16 protein-coding genes are annotated in these 17,417 nt (G+C 70.6%); 10 read left to right on the top strand and 6 right to left on the bottom strand.

The genetic code is table 11. From position 1 onward, the window contains the following. Positions 1–38: 38 nt before the first annotated feature. On the bottom strand, positions 39–665 hold the full coding sequence (cysC, locus tag DFQ59_RS01765) for an adenylyl-sulfate kinase (protein ID WP_114277943.1): 627 nt from the start codon (positions 663–665) through the stop codon (positions 39–41). 111 nt (positions 666–776) lie between these two features. On the opposite strand from cysC, the gene DFQ59_RS01760 reads away from it, so the two are divergent. After that, the gene (locus DFQ59_RS01760; RefSeq protein ID WP_114277942.1) at positions 777–1,379 is read left to right on the top strand and encodes a TatD family nuclease-associated radical SAM protein; all 603 of its coding nucleotides are present in this window, start codon (positions 777–779) and stop codon (positions 1,377–1,379) included. A 143-nt stretch (positions 1,380–1,522) separates the two neighbouring features. Here DFQ59_RS01760 and murU read toward each other — a convergent pair whose 3' ends face one another. The 3 genes from murU to DFQ59_RS01745 form a co-directional block, all read right to left on the bottom strand. Beyond that, positions 1,523–2,182 (bottom strand): N-acetylmuramate alpha-1-phosphate uridylyltransferase MurU, encoded by a 660-nt coding sequence (gene murU / locus DFQ59_RS01755; RefSeq protein ID WP_114277941.1) that lies wholly within the window; start codon positions 2,180–2,182, stop codon positions 1,523–1,525. A 170-nt stretch (positions 2,183–2,352) separates the two neighbouring features. Further along, positions 2,353–3,348 carry an aminoglycoside phosphotransferase family protein gene (locus DFQ59_RS01750; protein ID WP_114277940.1) on the bottom strand — a complete coding sequence of 332 codons (996 nt, stop codon included), beginning with the start codon at positions 3,346–3,348 and terminating at the stop codon, positions 2,353–2,355. A 149-nt stretch (positions 3,349–3,497) separates the two neighbouring features. Further along, complete coding sequence (locus tag DFQ59_RS01745) at positions 3,498–5,711, bottom strand: nucleotidyl cyclase domain-containing protein (RefSeq protein ID WP_114277939.1); 2,214 nt, start codon at positions 5,709–5,711, stop codon at positions 3,498–3,500. A 217-nt stretch (positions 5,712–5,928) separates the two neighbouring features. Here DFQ59_RS01745 and DFQ59_RS01740 point away from each other — a divergent pair, with 217 nt between their 5' ends. The 6 genes from DFQ59_RS01740 to DFQ59_RS01715 all read left to right on the top strand — a co-directional run bounded on the left by DFQ59_RS01740 (position 5,929) and on the right by DFQ59_RS01715 (position 13,932). After that, entirely contained in the window at positions 5,929–8,502 is a 2,574-nt protein-coding gene (locus tag DFQ59_RS01740) for an LPS-assembly protein LptD (protein ID WP_114277938.1), read from the top strand. 6 nt (positions 8,503–8,508) lie between these two features. Continuing rightward, entirely contained in the window at positions 8,509–9,822 is a 1,314-nt protein-coding gene (locus tag DFQ59_RS01735) for a peptidylprolyl isomerase (RefSeq protein WP_114277937.1), read from the top strand. Between the two features lie 420 nt (positions 9,823–10,242). Further along, positions 10,243–11,235, top strand: a complete 993-nt coding sequence (gene pdxA / locus DFQ59_RS01730; protein ID WP_114277936.1) for a 4-hydroxythreonine-4-phosphate dehydrogenase PdxA — start codon at positions 10,243–10,245, stop codon at positions 11,233–11,235. Between the two features lie 294 nt (positions 11,236–11,529). Beyond that, entirely contained in the window at positions 11,530–12,498 is a 969-nt protein-coding gene (locus tag DFQ59_RS01725; RefSeq protein ID WP_114277935.1) for a PDC sensor domain-containing protein, read from the top strand. Between the two features lie 190 nt (positions 12,499–12,688). Next, positions 12,689–13,465 (top strand): 16S rRNA (adenine(1518)-N(6)/adenine(1519)-N(6))-dimethyltransferase RsmA, encoded by a 777-nt coding sequence (gene rsmA / locus DFQ59_RS01720; RefSeq protein WP_114277934.1) that lies wholly within the window; start codon positions 12,689–12,691, stop codon positions 13,463–13,465. Positions 13,466–13,494: 29 nt separating this feature from the next. Beyond that, entirely contained in the window at positions 13,495–13,932 is a 438-nt protein-coding gene (locus DFQ59_RS01715) for a universal stress protein (protein WP_114277933.1), read from the top strand. A 33-nt stretch (positions 13,933–13,965) separates the two neighbouring features. On the opposite strand, the gene DFQ59_RS01710 is transcribed toward DFQ59_RS01715, so the two are convergent. Both DFQ59_RS01710 and DFQ59_RS01705 read right to left on the bottom strand, forming a co-directional pair. Continuing rightward, positions 13,966–14,178 carry an acetyltransferase gene (locus DFQ59_RS01710; protein ID WP_114277932.1) on the bottom strand — a complete coding sequence of 71 codons (213 nt, stop codon included), beginning with the start codon at positions 14,176–14,178 and terminating at the stop codon, positions 13,966–13,968. An 18-nt stretch (positions 14,179–14,196) separates the two neighbouring features. Then, positions 14,197–14,703 carry a GlcG/HbpS family heme-binding protein gene (locus DFQ59_RS01705; RefSeq protein ID WP_114278466.1) on the bottom strand — a complete coding sequence of 169 codons (507 nt, stop codon included), beginning with the start codon at positions 14,701–14,703 and terminating at the stop codon, positions 14,197–14,199. 186 nt (positions 14,704–14,889) lie between these two features. Between DFQ59_RS01705 and pgl the strand changes: the two genes are divergently transcribed. The 3 genes from pgl to apaG all read left to right on the top strand — a co-directional run bounded on the left by pgl (position 14,890) and on the right by apaG (position 17,417). Next, complete coding sequence (pgl, locus tag DFQ59_RS01700; RefSeq protein WP_245937137.1) at positions 14,890–15,636, top strand: 6-phosphogluconolactonase; 747 nt, start codon at positions 14,890–14,892, stop codon at positions 15,634–15,636. Beyond that, a complete protein-coding gene (gene glk / locus DFQ59_RS01695; RefSeq protein WP_114277930.1) occupies positions 15,633–16,616 on the top strand; it encodes a glucokinase in 984 nt (327 codons plus the stop codon). The genes pgl and glk overlap by 4 nt, the downstream gene beginning before the upstream one ends. Before the next feature lie 417 nt (positions 16,617–17,033). Next, positions 17,034–17,417: a Co2+/Mg2+ efflux protein ApaG gene (gene apaG, locus DFQ59_RS01690; RefSeq protein WP_114277929.1), complete on the top strand. Its 384-nt coding sequence runs from the start codon at positions 17,034–17,036 to the stop codon at positions 17,415–17,417.

The following is a 17,417-nucleotide window of genomic DNA, read 5'->3' as shown; positions in this document are numbered from 1 at the left end:
AGGGACTCAGGCCGGATGGGCAGACACGGGCGCCGGGCTCAGACGATCGCTTCCAGCGGCTCGAGAACACCCCGCTGCTCGAGGTACCCCACCAGCTGGTCCACGCAGGCCTCCAGGCTCCGGGTGTCGGTCTCCACCACCACCTCGGGCGCCTCCGGCTCCTCGTAGGGCGAGGAGATGCCCGTGAAGTGGGGGATCTCGCCGGCGCGGGCGCGCTGGTAGAGCCCCTTGACGTCGCGCTGCTCGCACACGTCCAGGCTGCAGCGGCAATAGACCTCGATGAAATCGCCCTCGCCCAGCAGCTCCCGCACCCGCTGGCGATCGTCGCGGAAGGGAGAGATGAATGCGGTGAGCGCGATCACCCCGGCGTTGAGGAACAGCTTTACCATCTCGCCGATGCGGCGGATGTTCTCGCGCCGGTCCTCGTCGCTGAAGCCCAGATCCGCGCACAGTCCGTGGCGGACATTGTCGCCGTCGAGGACGAAGGTGCGGCAGCCGCGGCGGTACAGCTCCTCCTCCAGGGCATGGGCGATGGTGGATTTGCCGGCCCCGGACAGCCCGGTGAACCACAGGTTCACGCTGCGGTGCCGATTCAGCCGCTCGCGCCGCTCGCGCGTGACCGTCGCGTGATGCCAAACCACGTTGCTGCTCGCCACCGCACCCATCCTCACGATCCCGGAATCCGCGCATTCTACCGGAATCCGTGTGATTTTACCGGGTGCGATCCGCCCGCGCCGGCCTCCCCGAAGGGCTGCCCCAGGAGGTAGAATAGGGCCATGAACGCCCAGACCATCGCCTACCCCATTCACGACAACCTCTATCTCAGCATCACCGACCGCTGCACCCTGGTGTGCGAGTTCTGCCCCAAGACCCAGGGCAGCCTGGAGGTCCGGGGCTACGACCTGAGCCTCGATCACCGGCCGGAGGTGGAGGAGCTGGTGGCCGCGGTGGGCGATCCCGCCCGCTACCGCGAAGTGGTGTTCTGCGGCTACGGCGAGCCCACCCTGCGCCTGCGGACCCTGCTGGCGGTGGCCGACCACATCAAGGCCCATGGCGGGCGGGTGCGGGTCAACACCGACGGCCTGGCCAACCTGGTGCACAAGCGCAACGTGCTGCCGGAGATGGCCGGCCGGGTGGACGCCCTGTCGGTCTCCCTCAACGCCCAGGACGAGGCCACCTACAACCGTCACTGCCAGCCCCAGCTGCCCGGCTCCTACGCCGCCCTGCTGGCGTTCCTGCGCGAGGCCCCGCGCTGGATCCCCGAGGTCACCGCCACCGCCATCGACGGCCTGGAGGGGGTGGACATCGAGGCCTGCCGGCGCCTGGCCGAGTCCCTGGGCGTGAAGTTCCGCGCCCGCCACCTCGACGTGGTGGGCTGAGCGCCGCTGACGGGCTCAGCGCATGCGGGATTCAACGCCAAGGACGACCCGACAACGGCCATGCCCCTACCTCAGCCGTCCCGCGGTCAATGGCCCTTCCCTGCGTCCTGGCGTTTGCCAACAATCACACCGGCGGGACGGAGTCACCGCAGCAGCTCCGCCTCCAGGGCCGCCAGCCGCTCGGGCGTGCCCACGTCGACCCAGCGCCCGCGGTAGTGCTCGCCGCTCACCTCGTCCCGGGCCATGGCCGTGCGCAGCAGGGGGCCGAGGGGAAAACGCCCGGGCGCGCAGCCGGCGAAGAGCGCCGGCCGGTAGACGCCGATGCCGCTGAAGGTGAGCCGCGGCCCGTCCCCCTCCCGCACCCGCCCGTCCGCCAGGACGAAGTCGCCCGCCGGGTGGTGCGCCGGGTTGTCCACCAGCACCAGGTGCGCCAGGCCCGCGGGCTCCGCCGGCAGGCCGGAGAAGTCGAAGTCGCTCCAGACATCGCCGTTGACCACGATGAAGGGCGCCTCCCCCAGCAGGGGCAGGGCCCGGAAGATGCCGCCGCCGGTCTCCAGCGCCTCGCCCTCCGGCGACCAGGCGATGGCGAGCCCCCAGCGTGATCCGTCGCCGAGGGCATCCTCCAGCCGGTGACCCAGGTGGGCGTGGTTGATCACCACCTCCCGCACCCCCGCCGCGGCCAGCGCCCGCAGGTGGTACTCGATGAGGGGCCGCCCCGCCAGCGGCAGCAGCGGCTTCGGGATGGTGTCGGTCAGCGGCCGCATGCGCTCCCCGCGCCCGGCGGCCAGGATCATCGCTCTCATGGCTGGATATTAACCGCAGATTGACGTTGATTTACCTGAATTGAAGCACGCGCAAATACTGCGCCGACCCGGAGGCCGCGGGTCTCCGCAAACTGCGGCATGGCCTCGGCTCCGGACGAAATCCACGCCAATCAACGCAAATCTGCGGTTAACGGGTCAAGCGTCCGGCCTCAGCCTGCCAGGCGCGGCACCACGTCCCGTTCCAGGAACGCGGCGAGCTCGCGCAGTCCGCGGTGGCGGGGGGCGACCGCGCGGATGTAGCCCACGGTGCGGGGCACGTCCTTGAGGTAGCCCTGCTTGCCGTCGCGGTGGAGCAGGCGGGCGAAGATGCCGGCGGCCTTGAGGTGGCGCTGTACGCCCATCAGGTCGAACCAGTGCAGGAACCGCTCCGGATCCTCCTCCCGCAGCACGCCGGACTGCAGCGCCAGGTCGTGGTAGCCCAGCGCCCACGCCTCCACCGCCTCCCGCGGCCAGGCGACGTAGCAGTCCCGCAGCAGGGAGACCAGGTCGTAGGTGACCGGACCCACCACGGCGTCCTGGAAGTCGAGGATGCCGGGGTTGTTGCGCGGGGTGAGCATCAGGTTGCGGGAGTGGTAGTCGCGGTGGACCAGCACCCGGGGCTGCTCCAGGGCGGCCGCGGTCAGCAGCTCGAAGGCCTCGCCCAGCGCCGCGCGCGCCCCCTCGCCCAGCTCCAGGCCCAGGTGGCGCTCCAGCAGCCAGTCCGGGAACAGGGCCATCTCGCGCAGCAGCAGCCCCCGGTCGTAGGCCGGCACCGGGCCCGGCTCGGTGGGCCCGTGCACCTGCAGGGTCAGCAGGGCGCCCAGGGCATCGCCATAGAGCCGCTCCACCGTTTCCGGGCCCAGGGCGCCCAGGTACTGGCGATCGCCCAGATCGCCGAGCAGCGCGAAGCCCCGTCCGGCGTCCGCCGCCAGCACCTCGGGAACATTGAGCCCGAAGCCGTGCAGCAGGGCGGCGATGTGCAGGAACGGGCGGCTGTCCTCCTTCTCCGGCGGCGCATCCATGGCGATGGCGCTGCGCCCGTCCCAGGTGACGCGGAAATAGCGGCGGAAGCTGGCATCACCCGATGCGGGCACCAGCTCGCAGCGCTCCGGCAGGCCCGCCTCGGCGTGCAGCCAGCCGCGCAGGGCCTCCAGGCGATCGGTCATCGGTTCGTCTCTCCAGCGGTGGCGGTGGCAATCGGGAAGTGGAGGATTCTCTCGCACCCGCGCTGGGCGCGCAAAGGGATGGCTGCGGCGAGGTGGGCGGGGTCGGCGCCGGTCGGACCTGAGCCGGGCCGGCGGGCCCGGAATTCCACTCAGTAGAAGAAGCTGTCCAGCAGCTCCAGGAGCTTCGGGTTGGTCACCACCTCGTAGTAGAACCGGCCGGTCTCCCGCTCCGGCTCGCGCAGGGAGCGGACCCTGCCCTCGCGCACCGCCAGCCGGCGCAGCACCCCGGTGGTCTGGGGATAGCGCCCCAGGTAGAAGACCGCCGGCTTGCCGCTGCCGTAGACATCGAGGGTGACCCGCTTGAGGTCGATCTCCGAGCGCAGCTTCTCGAATGCCGCCTCGTCCAGGGCGATGCCGTTGATGTTGTAGCGGGCGTAGCGCTCGCCCTTGCCGCCGAACTGGGGCTCGCTGAGGGCCTGCTCGTCGATCTCGAACACCGCCACGGGGTTGCGGGGCACCCCGCCGCCCGGATAGTGGGCCCGCAGCCCCCAGGCGCAGGAGGAGAGGCGATCGGCCCGCCCGATGGCCGACGAGATCATGATCGGCTGCTCCCCGTCGTAGAGGAAGGCGGGCGGCTCGGGCGCGTAGGCGATGCCGATGCCGAACTCCAGCAGCGGCAGCCGGTGGGTCCGGTTCTTGCGATTGTGCATGGCCACCACCTGCAGCATGCTCTGGGCCAGGCCGCAGGCGCGCGCGACGCTGAGCCAGTTCCCGGCGTCCCCCTCGCTCTCGAAGATGGCCAGGATCACCGCGTCGCCCTCGATGAACACCTTGGCCGCGCCGAAGGGATCGAGCAGTTCGCGGATCGGGGCGAAGAAGTTGGAGTCGAAGTGGCTCGCCGGGTTGAGCCCGTGGCGCAGGAGCTCGGCGGTCACCCGGGTGGAGCCGCGCACATCGGCCTTCAGCACCGTGTGGGTGCGGATGACGTGCCGCGCGCCCGGCTCCTCGTCCAGCGTGGTGAACTCGTAGAGGCGGTTGTTGCCCCGGGACAGGCGCAGGTCGTTGGGCTCCTCCAGCAGGTTGATGCCCTTCATCGCCTCCTGCACCACGTCATACTGGTGCAGGTCGCGCTGGTAGGCCGCCAGCTCCTTCAGGTAGTGCAGGACCCGCACCGGGCTCTTGCGCCGGGCCTGGCGCCGGACCCGGCGGGCGGCATCCTCCAGGCGGCGCATGAGCAGGCCCGGCTCCCCTTCCCGCACCAGCACCCGGATCTTCTGCAACACGTTGCGGGCCTGGCGCCCGCCCACCAGGTACTGGTAGAGAAGCTGGGGATTGACCCACTCGGAAAAGTCGTTGTACAGCGTGCGCAGCTCGTGGTTGGCGAGCACGTCGTACTTCAGCCCCGTCTCCCGCAGCAGGATCTCGATGTTGTCGAGCTGGGCCCGCTGGAAGCGCAGGTGCGCCTCCACCTGGGGCAGCACGCCGTGCTCCCCGGCGCGACCCCGCTGGCGCAGCTGGGTGGCGTATTCCTGGTAGCGCTCCCGGTTCAGGAGAATGTCCATGTTCTCCGGCGCCTCCCACCAGCCCGGCACCTCCACGTCCTCGGCCACGAGCTCCACCGGCGGGATGGGCTCCAGGCCGTCCGAGCCGACATAGGTGACGGGGCAGGGCTGACAGTCCGAGGTATGGAGGTCGGCGAAGGCGCGCCGCATCAGGCCGCGGAGCGCGGCCAGGCTGTTGCGGTCATCCACGCGGTTGCCGATGAGCACGTAGTGCTTGAGCAGGATCTCGTCGCTGATGGGGGCGCCGGCCTGGAGCAGCGGGTTGGTGAAGACGCTGGCCGGCACCACCCGGCGCCCCCCGAGCAGGGCCGCCTGCAGTTCCCCGAGACCGCCCTTCTCCACCTTGTAGAGCTGCTGCAGCATCATCCGCGTGACGGTGTAGCGGATCCGCGCCTGGTTCTTGGTCAGCCAGACCACGCGGTCGTAGAGCTGGGTGGACTTCTCCACCTGCTCCGGCCGGGTGCCGCTCAGGGAGACCTTGAGCTCATGGATGAACTGGCCGAGCTCCAGGATGACCAGCTCGGTGACGAACTTGATGACCGCCAGCTGCATGAGGGCCAGGAGGTTGTGCTGCTCCTCCACCCGGGCGCGGTGGATGGCCGCCTCCAGCATGCTGGCATAGGACTCCCGGAACGCCTCCAGGTCATGGCGCACCGCCCCCGCCACCCGGATCTGCTTGCGCACCGAGGCGGCCTGCTGGCTGAGCAGGCTCGCGGCCAGGCTCCGCGCCAGCTGGGTGAACAGGGGGCTCAGGGAGACGTCGATGCGGATGTTGTCGATGCCGCGCTGGAACGACGCCAACGGAAAGAACGGCATCCGCGGCCGGAACAGGCAGAAGGCAGGTTGTCGGGGGGGCTGCCACCACACGGTCGTTCTCCAGGTCATTCCGCCGGCCGGGCCGGTTGCCGGATCAATGGCATGGACCGGCCTCCAGCGCAAGCGCGTGACCGGCTCCATTTGAAGCCATGCCCATTCTGTGCGATTTTATCGGGCTTCTAACCCTGATCATGCGGCGCACGTGAACACGACCAAGCCCGGGCTGTCGCCCATCACGATCTCCATTCTCCTCGCCTGCTACCCGGGCCTGGCGCTCCAGGCCGCCGAAGCGGCCTCCCCCTGGGACTGCCGGCAGGAAGCCGGCGGCAAGTGGGTCTGCGCGGGAGCGGAGCCCGCCATGCCCGCCGCCATGCCGGCGCCCGCGGCCACGCCGGCCCCGCCCGGGCCATCGACACCCTCTGCCACCGGCGCCGCACCCGCCCGGGAGCGGCCGGCGCCGGCGCGTGAACCGGCCCCGGAACCGGCCGCCCGGCCCTCGGCCGGCGGGCGCGACGAGGGCGCGGCGGCGCCCGCCGTCGCCCGGCGAACCCCCCCTCCCCTGCGTCCGGCCTCCACGGCCGTCGCCACCGCCGATGCGGGGCCCGGCGGCCGCGACCCCTGGGCGCTGTGCGCGGTGAGCAGCGCCCCCGGAACCTTCCGGCCGGGGTCGGCCGCCTCCACGTCGGACCTGCCCATCGAGGTGAGCGCCGACCGCGTCCGCTCCACCCAGGATGGCGAGGATCGGCTCGAGGGCGAGGTCCGGCTGACCCAGGGCGATCGCCACCTGCAGGCCAGCCAGGTCACCGTGTGGCGCGCCGAGAACCGGTTCGAGGCCGAGGGGGGCGTGCGCTACTCCGAGCCCGGCTTCGCGGTGGCGGCCGAACGCGCCCGGCTGCGCCTCGACGAGCGCACCGGCGAGCTGGAGCAGGCGAGCTACGAGCTGCCCGGCCTCCATGCCAGCGGCCGCGCCGAGCGCGCCGAGCTGCGCAGCGGGGACGTGGTGGTGCTGAAGGAGGCCACCTACACCACCTGCGATCCCGGGCGCCCCGACTGGGAGCTGAGCGCCGGCGAGGTGAAGCTCGATCCGGCCACCGGCCGCGGCGAGGCCCGCCAGGTGAAGGTGGACTTCAAGGATGTGCCCATCTTCTACTGGCCGTACCTGAGCTTCCCCATCGACGACAAGCGCCACACCGGCTTCCTGGTCCCCACCTTCGGCACCTCCGAGGCGACCGGGCTGGACCTGAGCGTCCCCTACTACATCAACCTGGCGCCCAGCTACGACGCCACCCTGACCCCGCGCCTCATGAGCCGGCGCGGACTGCAGGTCCAGGGCGAGTTCCGCTACCTGCTGGAGGGCCAGGGCGGGCAGGTCACCGCCGAGGTGCTCCCCCACGACAACGAGTTCGGCGATCACCGCGAGCTGCTGAGCTACCAGCACCAGGGCGTCTTCGCTCCCGGCTGGAGCACCGACGTGGACCTGAACTACGTCTCCGACGAGCAGTACTTCCGCGACCTGGGCAACGGCATCAATCTCACCAGCACCACCCATCTCGACCGGCGCGCGGACCTGCGCTACGACAGCACCTACTGGTCGGTGCTGGGCCGGGCCCAGTCGTTCCAGACCGTGGACGAGACCCTCGGCCCGGACGAGCGCCCCTACGACCGGATGCCCCAGCTGCTGTTCCGGGGCGCCCTGCCGGAAATCGCCGGCACCCTGCGCACCTCGCTGCGCGCCGAGTACACCCGCTTCGACCACGAGTCCCTGGTCACCGGCCAGCGCGTGGACCTGGAGCCGGGCCTGAGCCTGCCCCTGGCCGGCGCCGCCTGGTTCCTCACCCCCAGCGCGAAGTACCGCTACACGGGCTACAGCCTCGACGACCCCGACGGGGTCTACCCCGACAGCACCACCCGCGCCCTGCCGGTGCTGAGCCTGGACGGCGGACTGTTCTTCGAGCGCCCCCTGGCCTGGGACGGCGGCGACTACACCCAGACCCTGGAGCCGCGGCTCTACTACCTCTACGTCCCCAACGAGAACCAGGACGACATCCCGGTGTTCGACAGCGCCGCCCTCGACTTCAGCTTCGAGCAGCTGTTCCGCGACAACCGCTTCAGCGGCCGCGACCGGGTGGGCGACGCCAACCAGCTGACCCTCGCCCTCACCAGCCGGGTGCTGGACAACGCCGACGGCCGCGAGCGGCTGCGCGCCGGGCTGGGCAGCGTGTTCTACTTCAGCGACCGCGAGGTGGGCCTGGAGACCGGCGCGCCGGCGGAGGACAGCGGAACCTCGGACCTGGTGGGCGAAGTCGACTACCGCTTGAGCGACGCCTGGTACGCCCGCGGCGGCCTGCAGTGGAACACCGACGAGAACGACATGCGCCGCGGCACGCTGCAGTTCCACTACCAGCCCGACAACCGGCGCATCCTCAACCTGGCCTACCGCCTGCGCAAGGATATCGACGAGACCCTGGAGCAGACCGACGCCTCGCTGCTCTGGCCGCTGAACCCCAACTGGAGCGTGGTGGGCCGGTGGAACTACTCCATCGAGGACCGGCGCACCCTGGACGCCTTTGCCGGGTTCGAATACGGCAGCTGCTGCTGGGCCCTGCGCCTGGTGGCCCGCCACTACGTGAACGACCTGGACGAGGAGAGCAACAACGCGCTCTACCTCCAGCTCGAGCTCAAGGGACTGACGCGGGTGGGCAACTCCATCAGCAACCTCCTGGAGCATGGTATTCTTGGCTACTCGGTCAATCCCGACGACCCGACCACCTGGTAACCATCCATGAAGTCTTTCCTGCGTAACCTCCTGCTCTCCTGCCTGATTGCCCCCGCGCTGTGGCTGGCGGCCCAGCCCGGCGCCGCCCAGGCCCAGTCGGTCCAGGAGATCGATCGAATCGTCGCCGTGGTGAACGACGACGTCATCATGATGAGCGAGCTCAAGCGCAAGCTGCGCCTGGTGATGGAGCAGCTGCGGCAGAACAACACCAAGCTGCCGGCGCAGGAGACGATCACCCGCCAGGTGCTCGAAAACCTGGTGATGGAACGGCTGCAGCTGCAGGTGGCCGCCAGCACCGGGGTCAAGGTGGACGACGACAGCCTCAACCGGGCCATCGCCAGCCTGGCCAAGCAGAACAACCTGAGCCTCAGCGATTTCCGCGCCGTGCTCGAGCGGGACGGCTACAATTTCAACCGCTTCCGCGAGGACATCCGCAACGAGATGATCATCGGCCGGCTGCGCCAGCGCCAGATCATCAACCAGATCAACGTCACCCCGCAGGAGATCGACAACTTCCTGGCCAACCAGGCGACCCGCGGCGGCGACGATACCGAGTACCACCTGGGCCACATCCTCATCGCCGTGCCCGACGCCGCATCCCCGGAGGTGATCCAGCAGGCCGAGCAGAAGGCCCGCGACACCCTCAAGTCGCTGAACGAGGGCGCCGACTTCCGCCAGACCGCGGTATCTGTCTCCAGCGGTCAGCAGGCCCTCGAGGGCGGCGACCTGGGCTGGCGCAAGATGGGCGAGGTCCCGATCCTCTTCTCCGAGACGGTGGCGAGCATGGCGCCGGGCGAACTGGCCGGCCCCATCCGCAGCCCCAGCGGCTTCCACATCATCAAGCTGATCGACCGCCGGGGCGGGGATCGCCACGTGATCACCCAGACCCATGCCCGGCACATCCTCATCAAGACCAGCGAGGTGGTCTCCCAGGACGACGCGCGGGTGCGGCTGGAACAGCTGCGCGAACGCATCGTGGGCGGCTCGGACTTCGCCGACCTGGCCCGCTCCAACTCCGAGGACCTGGGCAGCGCCACCAACGGCGGCGACCTGGGCTGGGTCAAGCCCGGCGACCTGGTGCCCGAATTCGAGCAGACGATGAACGATCTCCAGCCCGGCCAGGTGAGCCAGCCCTTCCACACCCGCTTCGGCTGGCACATCATCCAGGTCCTGGAGCGGCGCCAGCAGGACGACACCCTCGAGTACCAGCGCAGCCGCGCCGCCGAGGCGATCCGCAAGCGCAAGGCCGAGGAGGAGACCGAGACCTGGCTGCGCCGCATGCGCGACGAGGCCTACGTGGAGCTCCGCCTGGACGAGTGACGGGCTCCAGAAAGCCTTTCTAGCCCCAATTTTTCGTAAGTCTCTCGCCAAGACGCGAAGAACGCCGGGAAAACAAAGGATTGACGGTCTTATACTGCAGCGGCCCTCGTACAAGACGATGCTCGATGCTCAATTCATAAGGTCGTGATCATTCTTAACCTTGGCGTTCTTGGCGATCTTGGCGAGAAAAATCTGGGTTAATAGACAGGATTTACCGGATTGACAGGATTCGGGAAGAAAGGCTGTCAGCCGTGGATTCGCCCTTCTCGCCGGCAGGAATGAGCGCCACGCATCCTGCCAGAGACCTGCTGGCATCCAAACCAGTCACCGACGCCCAAGCATCTGTCTCGAACCCGATACCAGATGCACAATGCAATAATCCTGACAATCCTGTAAATCCTGTCTATTAACGACCGCCCCATGACCACGAACCCCCTGCGCATTGTCCTCACGCCCGGCGAGCCGGCCGGGATCGGGCCCGATCTGGCCGTGCAGGCGGCCCAGCGGGCGCTGCCGGCGGAGGTGGTGGCGGCGGCGGATCCGGCGCTGCTGGCCGAGCGGGCCCAACGGCTCGGCCTGCCGCTGGAGCTGCTGGAGCACACCCCCGGCGACCCGCCGCAAGCGCATCGGCCCGGGACCCTGCGGGTGCTGCCGGTGCCCCTGCGCGCGCCGGCCGTGGCCGGCCGCCTCGACCCGGCCAACGCCCCCTACGTGCTGGAGACCCTGGAGCGCGCGGCACGCGGCTGCGAGGCCGGCGCGTTCGCCGCCCTGGTGACCGGCCCCGTCCACAAGGGCATCATCAACGAGGCGGGCATCCCCTTCTCCGGCCACACCGAGTTCCTGCAGGCGCTCACCGGCACCGCCCAGGTGGTGATGATGCTCGCCACCGAGGGACTGCGGGTGGCGCTGGCCACCACCCACCTGCCCCTGCGGGAGGTGGCCGACGCCATCACCCCGGAGCGGCTGGAGCGGGTCATCCGGGTCCTGCACGGCGACCTCCGCGGGCGCTTCGGCCTGGCCGATCCGCGCATCCTGGTCTGCGGCCTGAATCCCCACGCCGGCGAGGGCGGCCACCTGGGCCGGGAGGAGATCGAAGTCATCACGCCGGTGCTCGAGCGCCTCGCCGCCGAAGGCATCCGGCTCGAGGGACCGCTGCCGGCCGACACCCTGTTCACGCCCCGCCACCTGGCGGGGGCCGACGCGGTGCTGGCCATGTACCACGACCAGGGCCTGCCCGTGCTCAAGTACAAGGGCTTCGGCCGCGCCGTGAACGTCACCCTGGGCCTGCCCATCATCCGCACCTCCGTGGACCACGGCACCGCGCTGGATCTGGCCGGCAGCGGCCGCGCCGACCCCGGCAGCCTGCAGGTCGCCCTCGCCACCGCCCTGGAGATGGCCCGCCACTCGCGGTGACGGGGGAAGCCTCCCGACTCCCCGCGGACATGCCACGCCGGCCCCCGCCGCGTTGACAACCCACGCCGGGCGACAGAAGATCGCGCTCACAGCCGCCGCCCGCGCGGGCCGCCGTGCCGCAGCGGATTCCGGCTGACCGGGCGATTTCCCGGCCGGCCACGCGCGGCGGGGACGCAAGGGGACGGGTGCCGCCGGCAGCGCGGGCGCACCGGACTTCCGATGACGGGGGCCAGAGGACGCGGCCGTCGATTTCCGCCACGACCGGCACCGCACAGGCAGGCCCATCCGACGGACATGAACGCGACCCTGCAGGCATCCATCGACCGCCAGCGCAGCATCCTCAAGGGCTGGCTCTCCTCATCGCTGGCCCTGCTGGCGGACGACTGCCGGCTTGCCTGGCCGGATCGGCGGACCCTCGAGAGACGGCTCATGGAGGGACTGGCGGAACTGCCCTACTGCAAGTACCTCTACCTGCTGGATGACCGGGCCCTGCAGATCACTTCCAACGCCTCCCGCGCCGGCCTGCTGGAGTCGCACTACGGGCGCGACCGGAGCGATCGCCCCTACCTGGCGGAGGCCCTCGCCGGCAACACCTTCTCCCTCTCGGATGCCTACATCAGCCGCAACTCCCGCCGTCCGTCGCTGACCGCGGTGCAGATCATCCGGGGAGAGGACGGCCGTCTGCTGGGCTACCTGGGAGCGGACTTCGACCTGCGCGAGCTGCCCGCCACGCAGGCCTTGTACCGGCAGCCGGGGCACTGGATGCAGCTCAAGGGCGACCCCGCCATCCGCTCCGGACTCTTCTACCAGGAGCGGGTGACCAGTCCTCTGGACGAACGCATCGACATGGTGCTGGACCTGCTCACCGAACTGATCACGGTGAACGGCGTCTTCCACATGAAGCTGCACTTCTCCAGCTCCCGCGCCACCCTCTGGTCCATGGACGACCCGTACCGCTTCCGCATCCACGGCATCGATGACCTCTCCGACCCGGATCTCTGCCTGGCCTACCCGCGGCGCGACTACCCCGCGGACGCCGACATTCCGGCCGCTGCGATCCCCCGCATCCTGCAGGGCTTCCGGGAGCTGCGCTACATGGACGAGATCATCTACCTGCGCTCCGGGATACTCAACATATTCAACGGCCTGGTCGGACTGACCTTCTCCTGCGACGGCTCCCACTACATGCCCTGGAAGGAGTTCCTCGACAAGGATATCGGCTTCTGGCTGGGGGCATCCACGGCCCCCAAGGCGTGCGGTTAGCCGGAAGTGGCGCCCACCGGCATACAATCGTCCATCGCTCCGGCTCCGGATGCGTCGCCGTTCGGCGCACACCTCGGACAGCGCCCGGGCACGACTCCGCACGCAGCCCCGGCACCCCCCATCTCCATGGCGACCCGGATTTGCCCCCTGAAATACGCATGAACCAGACGACGAACATCAGGACGACCCCTTGAACCACCGTCCCAGGAAAAGATTCGGCCAGCACTTCCTCCACGACCCGGGCGTGCTCCGGCGCATCGTGACGGCGCTGGACCCCGGGCCGGGCGAGCGGCTGGTGGAGATCGGGCCGGGGCTCGGGGCGCTGACCCGGGAGGTGCTCCCGCTGGCGGGCCGGGTGGAGGTGGTGGAGCTGGACCGGGACGTGATTCCCCACCTGCGGGAGAGCTGCGCCGGGCTGGGCGAGCTGGTGGTGCACCAGGCCGACGCCCTGAAGTTCGACTTCGCGGCGCTGGCGGGCGACGGGCCGCCCCTGCGGGTGTTCGGCAACCTGCCCTACAACGTCTCCACGCCGCTCATCTTCCACCTCATCGGCCAGGCCCACCGCATCCGCGACTGCCTGTTCATGCTGCAGAAGGAGGTGGTGGACCGCCTCGCCGCGGGACCCGGCGAGGACGCCTACGGGCGGCTCGGCATCATGGTGCAGTTCCACTGCCGGGTGGAGCCGCTGTTCCGGGTGGGGCCGGGGGCCTTCACGCCGCCGCCGAAGGTGGACTCCGCGGTGGTGCGGCTGACGCCCCACGCGGTTCCGCCGGTGGCGGTGAACGACCCGCGCCGGCTGGAGCAGGTGGTGGCCCAGGCCTTCACCCGCCGCCGCAAGACCCTGCGCAACGCCCTCAAGGGGCTGGTGGAGCCCGCCGCCATCGAGGCGCTCGGGATCGACACGGGCCTGCGGCCGGAGAACCTGTCGCTGGAACAGTACGCCCGCATCAGCAATACTCTCGACTGAAAACCCCAAATTCCGTGAGTCGCCCATCGATGCAAGCCGAAGCCTACACCCACCTGCTGCTGGCCACCGATCTATCGCCCGAGAGCGAGGCGCTCGCCGCCCGCGCCCGGGATCTCACCGAGCGCTACGGGGCGCGCCTGAGCCTGATTCACGTGGTCGAATACGTCGCCATGGAGTATGCGGGCGACCTCATCATGCCCGAGGATCTCGACCTGGAGAACAAGCTGGTCGCCGCCGCCCGGGAGCAGATGGACGCCCTGGGCGAGAGCCTCGGCGTGGCCGCGGCCGACCGGCACGTGGAGGTGGGATCCACCAAGGCCGAGATCCTGCGGGTGGCCGAGGAGCAGGGCATCGACCTCATCGTCATCGGCAGCCACGGCCGCCACGGCCTCGCCCTGCTGCTCGGCTCCACCGCCAACGCCGTGCTCCACGGCGTCGGCTGCGACGTCCTCGCGGTCAGGATCTGAGCCGCCGGGGCCACCCCGCTCCCGCCGGCGGGCTCAACCGCCGCTGCGGTAGGCCGGATCGGTCCAGCAGCGCGGCAGGTCCTCGCCGGAGGGAAAGCCCAGCTCCGACTTGGAGAATGCGGCCGGGTCCTGCATCTCCTCCCCGGCATGGAACCGGCCGTTCACCTGCCCCTGGGAGGGATCGAACAGGGCCTGCAGGTCGAGGATCTCCACTGCGTCACCACTACGCTTGTCCTTCAGGTACATCGTCGCCTCCTTGCCGGGTTAGAGCCCGGCCATCTCCAGGTCGTCCCTGACCGCATTGAGCCCCGCCATGGCACAGCGCTCGTCCTGCTCGCCCGAGGGCGCGCCGCTGACCCCGATACCGCCGTAGATGATGCCGCCCACCTCGATGGGCAGGCCGCCGGCGGAGAAGACCAGGCCGTCCACCTTGCCCACCGAGAAGGGGGCGGTGAAGCGATCCTCCATGCTGGAGAGCGGCGCGTTGAAGGACATGGCCGTGTAGGCCTTCTGGCGGCTGATGTTGAGGGTCACATCCGGGGCCAGGGTGTCGCGCAGCACCGCCTGGGGATGCCCGCCGCGGTCCACCACGGTGACCGCCACCTGCACGCCCTCGGCGCGGCAGGCCTCGACCGCGGCCCGGGCGATGCGCACGGCGGTCTCCATGCTGAGCCGCTTGACCGAGACGGTCAGCGGATCGGCGGCGCGGGCGGGCATGGCGGCAACGGCGGCGAGAACGAGGCCGAGCGCTGCGGCGCGGGGCAAATTCATGCTCATCTTGTTATGCTCCTCCATCGTGGACTCGGGTTCGGAACCACTGTTCTGAACATATGCCAAACCCCGGCAATTGTCAGCCCGCGCCGGCACGCCCCGCGGGCGGGGCCGGCCGGAGCCGGGCGGGACATCCCACCGCCCGCAGCCGCTGCAGGGAATCCAACAAGCGCGAGGAGGGTCGCCGTGAACCGCCCCCGGATCGTCATCGAGAAGGACCCCGACGCCGTCGCCGCGGCCGCGGCCCGCAACTGGCTGCGCCTGGCGCGGGAGGCCGTGTCCGAACAGGGCGTCTTTCACGTGGCGCTCTCCGGGGGCAGTACGCCGCGGCGGCTCCACGCGGCACTGGCCGCGGCGGCGCCGCCCCCGCCCTGGGCGGCGGTTGAGGCCTGGTTCGGCGACGAGCGCTGCGTCCCGCCGGACGACCCGGAAAGCAACTACCGCATGGCCCGCGAGACCCTGTTCGACCGGGTGCCCATCGCCCCCGGGCATATCCACCCCATCCTCTGCAGCCCCGCGGACTGCCGCCGGGCGGCCCACGCCTATGCCCGCACGCTGGCCGCGCGCCTGCCCGCCGCGGCCGGCGGCATGCCCCGCCTCGACCTGGCGGTGCTGGGCATGGGCCCCGACGGCCACACCGCCTCGCTGTTCCCCGGCAGCTGCATCCTCAGCGAGACCGAGCGCCCCGCGGCGGCGGTCTACGTGGACCGGCTCAAGGCCTGGCGCGTCAGCCTCACCCGGCCGCTGCTGGAGGCCGCGCGCCACCTGATGTTCATCGTCACCGGCGCGGACAAGGCCCCGGCGGTGGCCCGCGCCCTGGCCACCCCCCACGACCCGGCGGGTCTGCCGGTGCAGCGGCTCGCGCCGGCCGGCGAGGTGACCTGGTACCTGGACGCGGCGGCCGCCGCGGGACTGGAGGAGACCCGGCCATGATCGTGCTCGCGGGCGACATCGGCGGCACCAAGACCCTGCTGACCCTGGCCCGGGTGGAGGGCACCGGGGTGGAGCCCCTCGTGGAGCGGCGCTACCCCAGCGGCGAGTGGCCCGAATTCGCACCCCTGCTCGCGGACTTCCTCGCCCGGCTGGCGGACGCCGGGCAACCGGAGCCCGCCGCGGCCTGCCTGGGCGTGGCCGGCCCGGTGGGCGGCGAGAAGGTGAAGGTCACCAACCTGCCCTGGGTGCTCGATCCCGTGGCCCTCGCCAGGCAGGCGGGCGCCCCGGTGCGGCTCATCAACGACTTCAGCGCCGTGGCCCACGGCATCGCCGCACTGGCGCCGGAGGATCTCCACACGCTGCAGCCGGGCGAGCCGCGCCCGCGGGGCGTGCGGGCGGTCATCGGCGCGGGCACCGGCCTCGGCCACGCCATCCTCGCCCCCCGCTCCGGCGGCGGCCACACGGTGCTCGGCAGCGAGCTCGGCCACGCCGACTTCGCCCCCGCCGACGAGCGCCAGGCCGACCTGTGGCGCTGGCTGCGCGCCCGGCACGGCCGCGCCAGCTGGGAGCACGTGGTCTCGGGACCGGGCCTGGGCGCCATCTACCACTGGCTGGTGGAGAGCGGGGCCCGCCCGGGCGCGGCGCTGGCACGGGCGGCGGCGGAAGGGGATCCGGCGGCGGCGGTGAGCGCCGCGGCGGGGCACGACCCGGTGGCGCAGGAGGCGCTGGCGCTGTTCGTCCACGCCTACGGGGCCCAGGCCGGAAACCTGGCCCTGGCCTGCATCCCGCGGGGCGGGCTGTACGTGGCCGGCGGCATCGCCCCGCGCCTGATCGGGGCACTCTCCGGCGGGGGGTTCACCGCCGCCTTCCGCGCCAAGGGCCCGATGACGGGGCTCATGGAGCGCATCCCCGTCCACGTGGTGCTCAACCCGAAGGTGGGTCTGCTGGGCGCGGCGCTGGCGGCGGGCCGGGGCGATTGATTCCAGGGCTATCGGCCGGAGGCTGCGGCGGCGCAACCGGGACAAGGGCTATGGCCCGCAATGTTCCGGGTTAATTTCCTCCCCGCCTTCCGCTATTGTGCGGGTACAACTAGTGTACTGCGTCACTCCTGGAGGCACATTCAGCGAGTCGTTGGCCGGTCAGATGCAAGGCGCGCTTGCGCAGGAATGGCAGGCCCCCTTTCAAGCAAGCGCAACGCCGCAGATGGCCGGCCAACGGCTCGCCCGCAGGGAGCCCCCCGAAAGCGCCATGACCGCGTTGCAGCGCTTGACAAGGGAAACAACCATTGCCTGCGCACTGCGCCTTGTCCTGGCACTTTCGGGGGGCTCTGAAAGTACCTCCAAGAGTGACGCAGTACACTAGGCAGACCGACAGAACGCAGAGAGACCCCGACCGTCATGAGTCACGACCCCGCCCACACCATCGAGGTGAACGTGGAGACCGCCTACCTGGCCGACCAGTCGGACCCGGGCGCCGCGCGTTACGCCTTCGCCTACACCATCACCCTCCGCAACCAGGGCACCGTGGGCGCCAAGCTCATCAGCCGCCACTGGGTCATCACCGACGCCGACGGCAAGACCCAGGAGGTGCGCGGCATGGGCGTGGTGGGCGAGCAGCCCTACCTGGAGCCCGGGCAATCCTACCGCTACACCAGCGGGACCCTGCTCGACACCCCGGTGGGCAGCATGTACGGCACCTACCAGATGGTGGGTGATGACGGGGTGACCTTCGATGCCGAGATCCCCGTCTTCACCCTCTCCCTGCCCCACACGCTCCACTGA

Origin of the sequence: Thioalbus denitrificans, from assembly GCF_003337735.1 — a bacterium.
GTDB classification, from domain to species: domain Bacteria; phylum Pseudomonadota; class Gammaproteobacteria; order DSM-26407; family DSM-26407; genus Thioalbus; species Thioalbus denitrificans.
This window is presented reverse-complemented; position numbering and strand designations above follow the sequence as displayed.